This is a genomic window from Swingsia samuiensis, assembly GCF_006542355.1.
Taxonomy (GTDB): domain Bacteria; phylum Pseudomonadota; class Alphaproteobacteria; order Acetobacterales; family Acetobacteraceae; genus Gluconobacter; species Gluconobacter samuiensis.
The window spans coordinates 42,363-54,342 of sequence record NZ_CP038141.1; the positions used below are offsets into that span (position 1 = coordinate 42,363).

Here is an 11,980-nt window from a genome sequence, read left to right on the forward strand (position 1 = left end):
CCTCTTTATACCCGGACATTTACCGGGCGTGTGTTCAGGGACTTTTTTAGACCCGTTTAATGTGTGGTTGTTGCTTGATCCAGCTGGCGTGCATTTAAATCATCAGCAGAAATATCCGATGATTTATGTTTTCGGACTGGTGGCTTTGGCTTAGGTCGTGGCGAAGGAGTATCTTTAGTTTGGGGTTGATCTTCGCTATTACCATTACCAACCGATGAATGATTAGTCGATTGATTATCTTCCGTTGGCAATAAATTCTGAGGAAGATTTTTATGCTCATCCGTCGGTAACGCACCTGTTCCAAAAGCACCTGACCGGATAGAATCCGCCGTTATTTCGACATTACGCCGCACTTCTCCTTGCCGTCCTAACGGTGCGCTTACCCCACCATTAGTCGATAAAACGACCCCGCCAGCATTACCAAACGACATTTTAAAAGGAGCTGCATCTTCTAAACCCTGCCAGCTTTCTCCCGCCCCCATAACGCGAGAGACAACCACATGCCCCGTCTTATCCTTAATCTGTATCCAAACAGAAGAAACTGTATGAACAGTCACTGAATTATTGGGAATATCTGGCTTATTCTCGGCAGGTTTGAGATCATCCTGATCCTTATGATCAGAAGGAGGCACCGGCACCGAAGGCTTTTCCGCTACCTCAGCGTCTTGCTGAGATTGCTGAAGGAGCTGATTATCGGTTATAGGAGCTGATGATTGAGGCGTTTCTGATGCCGAAAACGGACTTTCAAACGAATCATTTTTTTCTTCTGGCTTTGGCTCCAGTACTGTCTCTTTAGGAAGCGGCTCTGGAGCATGTCCTGGCATCACTGAAGCCACTTGAGGAGAGGTTGTTTCTGGTGTCGCGGCGCCTGAGGTCAACTCGGTAACCGCAGGTATATGACGCTCAGCCTGCACATCATGAAGAGAATAATGATACCAAAGAACGTAAGAACCAACGACAAAAGCCAATCCAACCCCGATTAAAAGACCAATCGGGAGACCTCTCTCTCCTTCAGGCTGGGGAAAAATTAACTCAGTCTTTCGACTGACAAAATTGCGTGCGCTTCTCCGGTATTGCTCCACAAGACTATCTGCATCTAACTGCATTGCCTCTGCATACGATCGCAAAAAACCTATCGCGTAAGCCGTCCCCGGAAGAGCTGCTGCATTATCGTCTTCAAGAGCGAGTAAAAGCTTAGGACGAATTCTCAACCACTGAGCTACATCATCAATTTGCCATTCCAATTCCTTGCGTCGAGCACGTAAAATCGCTCCGACACTTGGTCCTTCTGGACGCGTGGCAGCCGCCTTGCGAGAAGACAAACGTGGTGACATAGCAATAATTCCGTCAGCCCAAATCTTTTACACGATGGTCACGCTTGGCAATGACTTCTACCGCCTGCTGAACTAATGTTTCCATTATATCTGCAACAGGTCGAACTTCTTTTACCATTCCAACAGATTGCCCAGCCATAACAGATCCATTCTCAACATCTCCGTCGATAACGGCTCTGCGTAACGCCCCTGCCCAGAAATGTTCAATAGAAAGCTGAGCGTCTTCTTTGCTTAGCTCACCCTCTTGGTATTTCTGAACCATTTCAGCCTGCAATTTAAGGAAGCGACGGCTTCCCTCATTCGAGAGGCCCCTTACAGGAATAACCGGAAAGCGTTCATCCAACTGAACAGATGTTACAGCATCCCGTGCATTCGCGCGCAAAAATGCTTTTTTAAAATTCTCATGCGCGATGCTTTCTTGCGATGCCGCAAAAACAGTTCCTAACTGCGCTCCAACAGCCCCTTGCTCCAAATATGAAACAACAGCATCTCCTCGTCCTAGCCCCCCAGCAACAAAAACTGGAATACCTTTGACATGAGGTAGTATTTCTTGCGCCAGAACGGTCAAGGAAACGGGGCCAACATGCCCACCTGCTTCAGACCCTTCAATAACAAGGGCTTCTATCCCCATTTTTACCAAACGTTTGGCAAGCGCTAAAGCCGGGGCAAAACCAATAGCGCGAGCACCACCATCACGGACCTTTTTAATGATTGCACTCGTTGGAACACCGCCAGCCAAAACAATATGGCTTACATTATGTGCCAGACATACATCGACAAGTTGGTCCAACTTAGGATGCATTGTGATCAGATTGACACCAAATGGACGCTTTGTAAGCGCTTGTGTCGCAACAATCTCCTCTTCCAACCGCTCAGGCTCCATAGCGCCACATGCAATAACGCCAAAACCACCCGCATTGGAAATCGCAGAAACAAGGTTCCGCTCGCTCACCCACGACATGGCGCCACCAAGGATAGCAACTTCGCTTCCTAGAAACTCACAACCTGGTTTCCACAGCCTATCTAAAGTTTCACGCGCTTCTGTCATTGCGTTCACGTATTTATTCCCTCTTCCTGATCCAGTCCATAAGCCGTGTGCAATGCACGCATCGCAAGCTCTTTATAAGCAGAATCAATTAAGACAGAGATTTTTATTTCACTTGTCGAAATAACCTGCACGTTAATTCCACGCTCTGCTAAAGTACGAAACATCGTTGCAGCAAGCCCTGTGTTTGAACGCATTCCTATGCCAACAACACTAATTTTTACAACGTCATGTGATGTTTCCAGTTCACCATACTGGATATCTTCACGCGCTTTTTCCAAAACATCACGGGCGGCAGCCTCATCTGCTTTACTTACGGTGAAAGTCATTGTGTTGAACTGATCTGCCCCACGGCTCTGAACAATCATATCAACATTGATATTCGCTTCAGACAAAGGGCCGAAAATAGCAGCCGCAATACCGGGGCGATCGGGGATGTGTCTTACAGAAATCTTTGATTCATCTTGCGAACTTGCAATACCTGCAACCAGTTCCTTTTCCACAATCTCATCCTCATCAACAACGATCGACCCACTTTCATCATCCGTTTCAGCGAAAGATGAAAGGACACGAACCTTCACTTTTTCACGCATAGCTAATCCAACACTACGCGTTTGCAATACTTTAGCACCAACTGATGCAAGCTCTAACATTTCTTCATACGTAATACGATCGAGACGTTTGGCGCGCTTCACAATCCGTGGATCAGAAGTATAGATGCCATCAACATCCGTATAAATATCGCATTGATCTGCTTTAATCGAAGCAGCTACGGCCACAGCCGAGGTATCAGACCCACCTCGCCCTAGAGTTGCAATTCTATCATTAGGGCCCAGACCTTGGAAGCCCGCAACGACGGGAACAATTCCCTCATCCAGACATTTGAGCAACAGTGTGCCATCGACACCCTCGATCGAGGCTTTTCCATGAGCATCATCTGTTTTCAACGGAATTTGCCAGCCTTGAAAGGATCTGGAAGGAACACCTAAAGCCTGAAGAGCAATAGCCACCAAACCACTCGTGACCTGCTCACCAGAAGCGACAACGGCATCATATTCCTTAGGGTCTGCAAGCTTATCAAGCTCAGCGCAGTACTCTACCATCTGATTCGTAACACCAGACATAGCAGACACCACGACCACTATACGGCGTCCTTTATCGTGTTCTGCTTTTACACGCTGGGCAACAATCCGAATACGTTCAATATTTCCGACGGATGTACCGCCAAATTTCATTACTATTGTTTTCCGTTTCCCGTTCTTCGTTATATCAGAAGAAAGGTCACCCTGATCTGCTCTTAGATCATGGACGGGAGTATCGGACATGGACATCGTGGATAAAGCTCCAATACGTGTCTGGCGTTACATATTCAAGTCTGGCATCTCTATATTCAGATAAACGCTAACGTATATGATAGCATAACCAGACATATTGCCGGTTTCACATAGCCGTCTAAACGCGCTGCGTCCAGATGATGAACGGTAAGCGGATGTATAAAAGGACAATTCTCTATGAGCTTGGATGCCATTTCTGAAAAAAAAATGAACCGTCCCTCTGTTTCCGAAGCTGAAATTGCCCATTTCAGCGCGTTAGCAAAAGATTGGTGGGATCCTCACGGCCCGATGGCTCCCTTACATGCCATGAACCCTCTACGCACGGAGTGGATATATAGCCACACCTCGCATCTGCAAAAGAAAAATACAGCCACACCTCTTTCCCTGTTAGATATCGGGTGTGGCGCAGGGCTAGCAAGTGAGGCTTTTGCCAAGCTGGGTTTTAATACTTTAGGGATTGATGCAAGCTACGAAGGAATTCAGGCTGCTAAAGCCCATCAGGCATCTTTCCCTCTACCGCCGTCTTCTGCGCCTTTGTCTTATCGTCATGGCAGTGCGGAAGATCTTGTCGCTGAACGTAAAGAATTTGATATCGTCTCAGCGTTGGAAATTATTGAGCATGTAAACGACCCGCAAGAATTCCTAAACATGCTTTCCTCTTTAACGCGCCCGGGAGGGTATGTTGCTGTTTCCACCATGAGCAGGACACTCCGATCCTACGCTATGGCAAAATTAGGGGCAGAATATCTTTTAAGAATGTTACCTATCGGCACTCATGACTGGAAAAAGTTTATTAATCCCGATGAATTAGCAACGATGGCCCGAAAGGCTGGTCTTCGTGTTACCAATGTGTCCGGCATGACATATATCCCACCGAAATGGCGGATATCTAAAAACACAAGCATCAATTATATTGCGCTTTTCTCTAAATAAAAAAATGCCCTCGTTAAAAGAGGGCATTTTCCATTTAAACTTGCGTATTCATAAACGCAAACGTTGTTGGGCTTCCAACGGGTGTAAAGTGGTTTGTAAAGACCAACTGCCCTGTATTCTTATCTACCTTAAAGGATGTAACAGCATCAGAACGCTGGTTTGCACAGAACAAGAATGTCCCTGATGGATCAAACATCATGGCACGTCCGTAATCAGCATGCATCCATGTTTCGGCTTGCAGTGTCAAAGTACCGTCATCTGCAATAGCAAAAACAGCCAATGAATCACCTAAGCGGTTCGAAACATAAATATACTTGCCACTCTTGGAAATAAGAATTTCAGCAGCAAGAGTAGAACCACGGAAACTAGACGATACCGTGCTTACTTTCTGAATGTTATTAATTTCACCCGTTTCTGGATTGAAGGTAGAAACAACAATTTTTGAGTTTTGCTCACATAGATTATACATCATGCGACCAGAGTGGTTAAACTCAAAATGCCGTGGAGCACTTCCGGGTTCCATATCATAATACGGTTTCTTAGCAGGAATGAGTTTTCCTGTTGTGAGGTTCAAAGTCCAAACATAGACACGATCTAAACCAGCATCATCTGCAATAACAAACCGACCACTTGGATCAGAACGGATCATATGAGGATGTGAGCCTGAATGATCTGAAACAGCAAAATTACCTTGAGGATTATCAGCCGCTCTCTCAGGCTGACGTGGGCCTGTATTTTTGACAACATCCGTTGCTGGCCCCAAAGATCCGTCACTACGGATTGGTAAGACCGCAACAGAGCCACCCACATAATTAGCAACTAACACATAGCGACCAGAATGATGGATGCTTAAATGTGCCGGGACAGCACCGCCAGAACTAACGGTATTCAATTTACGCAAAGAGCCGTTCTTTGTATCAACAGCAAATGCTGTAACTGAACCATCGCCTTGTTTGGTATAATCGTCAATTTCGCTTAACGCATATAAAAATTTATCATCTTTCGATAAAACAATAAATGAAGGGCTGGCGATATCTGTATACGTCGTGATTTGCGTGAGTTCACCCGTTTCACGATTCATTTCAAAGACGTCAATCCCTTGACCATTCCCCGCTCCTCCTGGAGGTGCATGTTGGGTGTAACCGCCCACGAAACAAATCGTTTTTGAAACAGGCTTGGGAGGCGGAGGAGGTACAGGAAGTTTATCTGCTCCTGTTGCCGCATGAGAAACTCTATTCGCTCCAATAGAGGCAGTTCCAGCAAGCAGTCCCAAAGCAAAATTACGACGGGAAATGGATTTAAACATAATAAGTCCACATACCTTTCAGCACTTAACATATCTCGTACATAAACTATATTATAATTATACAGATAATGCCAAGCTTTATAGATTTAAGGAAAAATTATTACTTCTCATTCGAGGAATAGAGATACTACTCCTCGAATCTATTTTCCGTTATTTAGTTTTTTTAAACCTTAAGAATGGGAAAGACCTAGTAAAGAATCGAGCTTTCCACTTCGATCCAAAGAAATAAGATCATCACAACCACCTAACGCCTGCCCATCTACAAAGGTTTGTGGCACAGTCCGCTTGCCCGAACGCTCTATGGATTCTTCACGCTCTTTTGTTCCATGGGGAGCATTAATTTCCTGAAAATCAACCTTCTTTTCTTTCAACAAACTCACTGCACGAACACAAAATGGACACCCAGGCTGCGTAAAAATCTCAATTTTTGGCATATTTCCTATCCTTACTCATTGTTATAAAGATTATTCTCGCTATTTGTACGGGCTGCAACCAAAATATCCACCGATAAAGCCCCAGCTTCCAACAATTCTTTCACACAAACAGAAGCCGTCACACCCGTTGTCAAAACATCATCAACTAAAATAATAGATTTCCCTTTAAAATGATTTCTTCTTTTTTCCCTAACTTTTATAACATTCTTTATTTCTTCAGCCCTTTGCTCCCCGGAAAGAGACGCCAAAGCGCGCGTTTCCCTAATACGTTGCAACCCATCTGGAATTACCGGGATTGATGTTTTGCGACTCACATAGTGAGCCAGCAACGCAGCCTGATTAAACTTACGCTTCCTGAGCTTTCCTACATACATAGGAACAGGCACCAGAAGATCTGCTTTTTTTAAAATATTATTTCCAGCTTGAATCATACGTTGCCCGATGAAATCAGCATACTCCGTATGACCATAATACTTGAATAAAAATATTATTTTTCGTGACCAATCATTATAAACAAACGCGGCACGCGCAGAACGCCATAGTGGAGGTTTTGTTTGACAAGACACGCAGATCTTCTGCGCTCCTCCAAACGAAATATGTGAAAACGGAACACTACATCGTTCACAATATGGCTCTACAATCATTTGGAATTGAATGAAGCACTGAGCACACAGCCCCTCATTATCTTCAATATCTATCCCACACCCTTTACATACGGGGGGAAACAAAAAATTTAATATTTTTTGCTGTATTCGTTGAAAATAAATATTTTTTTTCTTCAAAATTATAAATCTGGTGACGAAATTACATCAAGGTCGATACGAGAAATATCAACCAATACTTTCCCTTTATGCTCAAAATTAACCGTTACACGATTTTCTACCACAGACTGCACTTGCCCCGCTCCCCATTCAGGACATTGCGGGTGTGAGACTATTTGACCAGGAACCAGGAATGAATAAAACGAGCGAATCATAAAAAACCTGCAAAGCCGAAAGCTATTGGAGCAATCTACTTCGCAGGTCTCTTTTTTTACAAACTTAAATTTGATTTACGTATTTTTTTAGGAACTCTTTAACAGCTCCCCCAAGATCAGGACGGTCGATTGAAAGCGCAATCTGTGCTTCTAAGAAACCAGCCTTGTCACCGCAATCAAAACGAGTTCCTTCATAACGCAAACCATGGAAAGGCACATGGCCAATCATTTTTGCCATAGCATCCGTTAATTGAACTTCCCCACCAGCGCCTTTTTCTAACTTGGAAAGGTGCTCCATAATTTCTGGCATCATAACATAACGCCCGATAATCGACAGATTGGAAGGCGCATCTTTAGGATCTGGCTTTTCAACCAAGCCTTTCACTTCAACAAGCTTCCCGTCATCACTGCCCGTATCAAGAATACCATATCGGTTGGTATGTTCATGCGGGACTTCCGTAACAGCAACAACGTTACCGCCTGTTTGGTTATATGCATCCACCAACTGGGCAACACAGCTTCGTCCACTCTTCACCACATCATCTGGCAGAAGAATAGCAAATGGATCATTCCCAATGAAAGAACGAGCGCACCAGATTGCATGGCCTAAGCCAAGAGGCTCTTGCTGACGAACAGCTACCAAAGAACCGGCACGCACACTGCTCTGCTGTATCGCTTCAAGAGCACTTTTTTTGCCACGCTCTTTTAGAGTAGCTTCTAACTCAAATGCGATATCAAAGTAATCAATGAGGCTATCTTTTCCACGGCCCGTTACAAGACAGAACTCTTCAATCCCTGCCTCCCGCGCCTCATCAATAGCATACTGAATCAGCGGTTTATCAACGACAGGAAGCATTTCCTTCGGCATAGCCTTAGTTGCAGGCAAAAAGCGTGTACCTAATCCTGCAACAGGAAGAACTGCTTTCTTTAAGGGTCTGATCACTGAAACAACCTCTTAACATCCATAAAAATAGGCATCGTCAGAATGTTTAAAACCATTCTTCCAATAAAAGGAACAAAGACATAGCCGCGTATTGGTTCCCTCGCAATAAATTGCATTATAACAATAATATGAAAAACCCCAGTCTATTTTGACTTAAAACAATATTTTATAATATTTCTCATGGGGATATAATTTTTTTTAAACCATTACTCCATCATCCAAGAGCAATGGTGCGGCCGAGAAGACTCGAACTTCCACAGGGTTTCCCCCACAAGCACCTCAAGCTTGCGCGTCTACCATTCCGCCACGGCCGCCCCGTGACAAACGGTCTTATATAATGCAAGACCGTCGGTGGAAGGCGATATACCTTATGCTAGAAACAAGAGCAATGACTAGAAACGATATTTCTGAAGAAATTTTATGGAAAAAAAGCCAAGGCCTCACAGCATATCCTGAGGCACTCCATTTCATGTCAGCCCATGCTCAAGAGATCATTCAGAAAAAAGCAGATCCTCTTGTTTGGCTGGTAGAACATGAACCTATTTTTACAGCAGGCACTTCAGCTAAAAAAGAAGACCTCTTTAACCCTCACCATTACCCAACTTATGAAGCGGGACGCGGCGGTCAATGGACTTATCACGGCCCAGGACAACGCTTAGCCTACGTAATGCTCGATCTCAACAAACAGAATGGTACCATTCCAGCGCGAGACCTGAGAGCTTACGTTCAAGGCCTTGAACAATGGATTATAACAACCCTCTCCTCTCTCGGAGTTAAAAGTTTTACCCGAGAAGGCCGTATAGGCGTATGGGCTACAGACCCTATAACAAATCAAGAAGCAAAAATTGCTGCTTTAGGTATTCGTGTTAGCCGCTGGATAAGCTGGCACGGGATCTCCATAAACCTGAACCCCACTTTGAATGACTTTAACGGCATCGTCCCATGTGGAATTACAGAATATGGCGTTACCAGCTTAGAACGCTTTGATCGCTCCATCAGTATGCAAACACTTGATGAAGCTCTGGCAAAGGCTTGGCCGCTTATTTTTGGTTCTATTCCGAAGGAAATTTAAACTCTGATTTGGGGATATCGCTCCCCTCTTCTTCATCCGACAACGTCACAGAAAAACGGTTCTTGCGCACATCCACACCCTGCAAACCAATTAAGTTAAGGTGTCCTGCCCGATCCGCAAATTGTAATGTTAACAAACCTTGTGAAGGATTATTCGCTTCTGCCACAGAAACCTGTAACGAATCCTGCCCTTTTCGCGCATCCGTTACCAAGATTTGCCCGCCAAACCGAATCGGGTAATGCACTAATAGCCCTAAAGGGTTTCTCTTTAAAGAAAGATGCGTAATGGATTGGTTGGCCATATCCTTAAAAACGAGCCGCCCATTCCCTGCAACCAGTTCCATTGGATGAGGCTCTATATAATCTAGCCGCAAATACCCAGGAACATATGAAAAACGCCCAGCGCTATGTCCAGCGTCTGGCCCTATCTGCACAAAAGATGCTCGCATTCCTTTGATGTTGTTCAAATATGCTTCAACTCTTTGAACCTCGGCCTGTTCGTTGGGAGGAAGGTTTTTATAACCACTGACCTCACACCCTGACAAAAGAACACAAAAAACGACAAGAGCGCGCTTCATACTTTTTCTTCTCCTTGCAGGACTAAAGACAAAGCATGCAGCCCTGTTTGAAATTCATCCGCTAACAGATTGTTCACCAAACGATGTCGAGCAATACGATTCAGACCATTAAACTTAGCACTGGTAATTGCTATATTAAAATGTGTCTCACCCGTTCTCCCCATATCTTTCACTCCTTGGTGATGGGCGTGTTTTGCACTCTCATCATGAATTTCCAGATGAATGGGAGTTAGTTCTTTTGTTAAAATCGCTTGTATCCGGTCACGTCGCGTTAAAGAATGTGGCATATTAAAACTTAAATCCTAATTAAACTTGCTTCTTGCATTACAAGGCATCTCCTGACCATATCAAACACCATGCAGCGCAAATCTACCAGACATAAGGCTTTCGCCCCTGACCCCGATGCTCCAGATCAAACATGTGATCACCCTGGTTGTGAAGAGCCAGCGGGGTATCGTGCGCCGAAAGGCCGGGAAGCTTTACGCTCTTATTTCTGGTTCTGCCTCGATCATGTTCGTGAATATAACGCCAAATGGGATTACTACCGCGGAATGACCCCCGGCCAGATAGAAGCTCATTTACGGGCAGATACCTCATGGCAAAGACCATCATGGAAGTTAGGAACAGGAACCGCTCGAAAAGCAGAGTTTAATGAAGATGACTTTTTGGATCCATTAGACATCCTCGGATCCCAAAAAAGAAGCCGCGCCAAAAGAGCACAGGAACGTCATCAAAAACAAACCAGCCTCCCTCCTGAAAAACTGCGCCATCCTCTTGCGACTCTAGATCTGAAATGGCCGATCTCTTTTGACGAAGTGAAAACAAAGTATCGCTCCCTCGCAAGAAAACATCATCCTGATGCCAATATCGGCGATAAACAAGCAGAAGAGCGTTTCAAAGCTATTGGTTCTGCCTATGCTGTGTTAAAAATGCACTTCACTCAACAAACAGAATTTGCTTCCTGATTCCCCTCTCTGGAATAAAGACTGAATAAGTCCTACATTAGATAAACGTTCTTGATACCAATGAAAGTTCGCTAGACCCATGAGTAATGATGAAACCACAGTAATTCCAACACATACTCTCGGTGCTCCAGACCTCATGGTTTCTTCCCGAGAAGTTTTTGGCATCCAGACAGAAATGCAAGTGCCAGCTTATTCTACCCGAACAGAGCATGTCCCCACTATCGATCCATCATACAAATTTGATGAAGATACAACTCGGGCTATCCTTGCTGGGTTTATCTATAATAGACGCGTCTTGATCCAAGGGTTTCACGGTACGGGTAAGTCTTCTCATATTGAACAAGTTGCTGCACGTCTGAATTGGCCCTGCGTGCGCATCAATCTTGATAGTCATATTTCCCGTATCGATCTGATTGGAAAAGACGCCATTGTTTTACGCGATGGTAAACAGGTTACTGAATTCCGTGAGGGCCTACTTCCATGGTGTTTACAACACCCTTGCGCCTTAATCTTTGATGAATACGACGCAGGCCGTCCAGATGTTATGTTTGTTATTCAACGTGTTCTGGAAGGTGAAGGGCATTTAACCTTACTTGACCAAAACCGCGTTATCCGCTCCAACCCCCACTTCCGTCTCTTTGCTACAGCCAATACTGTCGGCCTTGGCGATACAACGGGTCTCTACCACGGCACACAGCAGATTAACCAAGCCCAGATGGACCGCTGGAATATTGTTGCCTCCCTTAACTACCTTCCCGTGGAACAAGAAATAGCGATTGTCACTTCTAAGCTAAAGATTGCCCCTGAAGATACAGATGCCACCATAACCATCGGGCGTATGGTCGCATTAGCTAACCTTACGCGAGCAGGGTTCATGGCAGGTGATATTTCAACCGTTATGTCCCCACGGTCTGTGATCTCATGGGCAGAAAACTTCAAAATTTTTAATGATTTAGCTTTTTCATTCCGCCTAACGTTCCTCAACAAGTGTGACGAAGCTGAACGTGAAATCGTAGCGGAATATTATCAACGTTGCTTTAACGCCTCCCCCGTGGAGTAAA

At 44.7% G+C, this 11,980-nt stretch carries 14 protein-coding genes and 1 tRNA gene; 4 read left to right on the top strand and 11 right to left on the bottom strand.

The genetic code is table 11. The annotated features are described in order from the left end of the window. Nucleotides 1–56: 56 nt before the first annotated feature. Genes E3D00_RS00190 through E3D00_RS00200 form a run of 3 tightly spaced genes read right to left on the bottom strand, consistent with a single transcriptional unit; the run spans nucleotide 57 to nucleotide 3,710 of the window. Entirely contained in the window at nucleotides 57–1,334 is a 1,278-nt protein-coding gene (locus E3D00_RS00190; RefSeq protein WP_141458849.1) for a helix-turn-helix domain-containing protein, read from the bottom strand. Nucleotides 1,335–1,347: 13 nt separating this feature from the next. Then, the gene (locus tag E3D00_RS00195) at nucleotides 1,348–2,382 is read right to left on the bottom strand and encodes an NAD(P)H-dependent flavin oxidoreductase (RefSeq protein WP_141462307.1); all 1,035 of its coding nucleotides are present in this window, start codon (nucleotides 2,380–2,382) and stop codon (nucleotides 1,348–1,350) included. 5 nt (nucleotides 2,383–2,387) lie between these two features. Next, nucleotides 2,388–3,710: an aspartate kinase gene (locus E3D00_RS00200; protein ID WP_141458851.1), complete on the bottom strand. Its 1,323-nt coding sequence runs from the start codon at nucleotides 3,708–3,710 to the stop codon at nucleotides 2,388–2,390. 180 nt (nucleotides 3,711–3,890) lie between these two features. Between E3D00_RS00200 and ubiG the strand changes: the two genes are divergently transcribed. After that, nucleotides 3,891–4,646 carry a bifunctional 2-polyprenyl-6-hydroxyphenol methylase/3-demethylubiquinol 3-O-methyltransferase UbiG gene (gene ubiG / locus E3D00_RS00205; RefSeq protein WP_141458853.1) on the top strand — a complete coding sequence of 252 codons (756 nt, stop codon included), beginning with the start codon at nucleotides 3,891–3,893 and terminating at the stop codon, nucleotides 4,644–4,646. 34 nt (nucleotides 4,647–4,680) lie between these two features. On the opposite strand, the gene E3D00_RS00210 is transcribed toward ubiG, so the two are convergent. The 6 genes from E3D00_RS00210 to E3D00_RS00235 form a co-directional block, all read right to left on the bottom strand. Continuing rightward, a complete protein-coding gene (locus tag E3D00_RS00210) occupies nucleotides 4,681–5,952 on the bottom strand; it encodes a lactonase family protein (RefSeq protein ID WP_141458855.1) in 1,272 nt (423 codons plus the stop codon). Between the two features lie 170 nt (nucleotides 5,953–6,122). Beyond that, complete coding sequence (gene grxC, locus E3D00_RS00215; protein WP_141458857.1) at nucleotides 6,123–6,386, bottom strand: glutaredoxin 3; 264 nt, start codon at nucleotides 6,384–6,386, stop codon at nucleotides 6,123–6,125. A gap of 11 nt (nucleotides 6,387–6,397) precedes the next feature. Beyond that, nucleotides 6,398–7,168 (bottom strand): ComF family protein, encoded by a 771-nt coding sequence (locus E3D00_RS00220; protein ID WP_246091443.1) that lies wholly within the window; start codon nucleotides 7,166–7,168, stop codon nucleotides 6,398–6,400. A 2-nt stretch (nucleotides 7,169–7,170) separates the two neighbouring features. After that, the gene (locus E3D00_RS00225; RefSeq protein ID WP_141458858.1) at nucleotides 7,171–7,362 is read right to left on the bottom strand and encodes a DUF3553 domain-containing protein; all 192 of its coding nucleotides are present in this window, start codon (nucleotides 7,360–7,362) and stop codon (nucleotides 7,171–7,173) included. A gap of 64 nt (nucleotides 7,363–7,426) precedes the next feature. Beyond that, nucleotides 7,427–8,305 (bottom strand): UTP--glucose-1-phosphate uridylyltransferase GalU, encoded by an 879-nt coding sequence (gene galU / locus E3D00_RS00230; RefSeq protein ID WP_141458860.1) that lies wholly within the window; start codon nucleotides 8,303–8,305, stop codon nucleotides 7,427–7,429. Nucleotides 8,306–8,533: 228 nt separating this feature from the next. Next, nucleotides 8,534–8,619: transfer RNA gene (locus E3D00_RS00235), tRNA-Leu, on the bottom strand. Between the two features lie 74 nt (nucleotides 8,620–8,693). Here E3D00_RS00235 and lipB point away from each other — a divergent pair. Next, a complete protein-coding gene (gene lipB / locus E3D00_RS00240; RefSeq protein ID WP_141458862.1) occupies nucleotides 8,694–9,377 on the top strand; it encodes a lipoyl(octanoyl) transferase LipB in 684 nt (227 codons plus the stop codon). Here the strand turns inward: lipB and E3D00_RS00245 are convergent. Next, on the bottom strand, nucleotides 9,358–9,954 hold the full coding sequence (locus E3D00_RS00245; protein ID WP_141458864.1) for a LolA family protein: 597 nt from the start codon (nucleotides 9,952–9,954) through the stop codon (nucleotides 9,358–9,360). The genes lipB and E3D00_RS00245 overlap by 20 nt on opposite strands. Then, nucleotides 9,951–10,241, bottom strand: a complete 291-nt coding sequence (locus E3D00_RS00250) for a BolA family protein (RefSeq protein ID WP_141458866.1) — start codon at nucleotides 10,239–10,241, stop codon at nucleotides 9,951–9,953. The genes E3D00_RS00245 and E3D00_RS00250 overlap by 4 nt, the downstream gene beginning before the upstream one ends. A gap of 69 nt (nucleotides 10,242–10,310) precedes the next feature. On the opposite strand from E3D00_RS00250, the gene E3D00_RS00255 reads away from it, so the two are divergent. Together E3D00_RS00255 and E3D00_RS00260 are read left to right on the top strand one after the other, a co-directional pair. Further along, nucleotides 10,311–10,919: a DnaJ domain-containing protein gene (locus tag E3D00_RS00255; protein WP_141458868.1), complete on the top strand. Its 609-nt coding sequence runs from the start codon at nucleotides 10,311–10,313 to the stop codon at nucleotides 10,917–10,919. A gap of 79 nt (nucleotides 10,920–10,998) precedes the next feature. Then, nucleotides 10,999–11,979 (top strand): AAA family ATPase, encoded by a 981-nt coding sequence (locus E3D00_RS00260; RefSeq protein WP_141458871.1) that lies wholly within the window; start codon nucleotides 10,999–11,001, stop codon nucleotides 11,977–11,979. Nucleotide 11,980: the final 1 nt, after the last annotated feature.

Coding starts and splice junctions, on each gene's coding strand:
- E3D00_RS00190 (WP_141458849.1), bottom strand. CDS start 1,334: ATGTCACCACGTTTGTCTTCTCGCAAGGCGGCTGCCACGCGTCCAGAA.
- E3D00_RS00195 (WP_141462307.1), bottom strand. CDS start 2,382: ATGACAGAAGCGCGTGAAACTTTAGATAGGCTGTGGAAACCAGGTTGT.
- E3D00_RS00200 (WP_141458851.1), bottom strand. CDS start 3,710: ATGTCCATGTCCGATACTCCCGTCCATGATCTAAGAGCAGATCAGGGT.
- ubiG (WP_141458853.1), top strand. CDS start 3,891: ATGAGCTTGGATGCCATTTCTGAAAAAAAAATGAACCGTCCCTCTGTT.
- E3D00_RS00210 (WP_141458855.1), bottom strand. CDS start 5,952: ATGTTTAAATCCATTTCCCGTCGTAATTTTGCTTTGGGACTGCTTGCT.
- grxC (WP_141458857.1), bottom strand. CDS start 6,386: ATGCCAAAAATTGAGATTTTTACGCAGCCTGGGTGTCCATTTTGTGTT.
- E3D00_RS00225 (WP_141458858.1), bottom strand. CDS start 7,362: ATGATTCGCTCGTTTTATTCATTCCTGGTTCCTGGTCAAATAGTCTCA.
- lipB (WP_141458862.1), top strand. CDS start 8,694: ATGACTAGAAACGATATTTCTGAAGAAATTTTATGGAAAAAAAGCCAA.
- E3D00_RS00245 (WP_141458864.1), bottom strand. CDS start 9,954: ATGAAGCGCGCTCTTGTCGTTTTTTGTGTTCTTTTGTCAGGGTGTGAG.
- E3D00_RS00250 (WP_141458866.1), bottom strand. CDS start 10,241: ATGCCACATTCTTTAACGCGACGTGACCGGATACAAGCGATTTTAACA.
- E3D00_RS00255 (WP_141458868.1), top strand. CDS start 10,311: ATGCAGCGCAAATCTACCAGACATAAGGCTTTCGCCCCTGACCCCGAT.
- E3D00_RS00260 (WP_141458871.1), top strand. CDS start 10,999: ATGAGTAATGATGAAACCACAGTAATTCCAACACATACTCTCGGTGCT.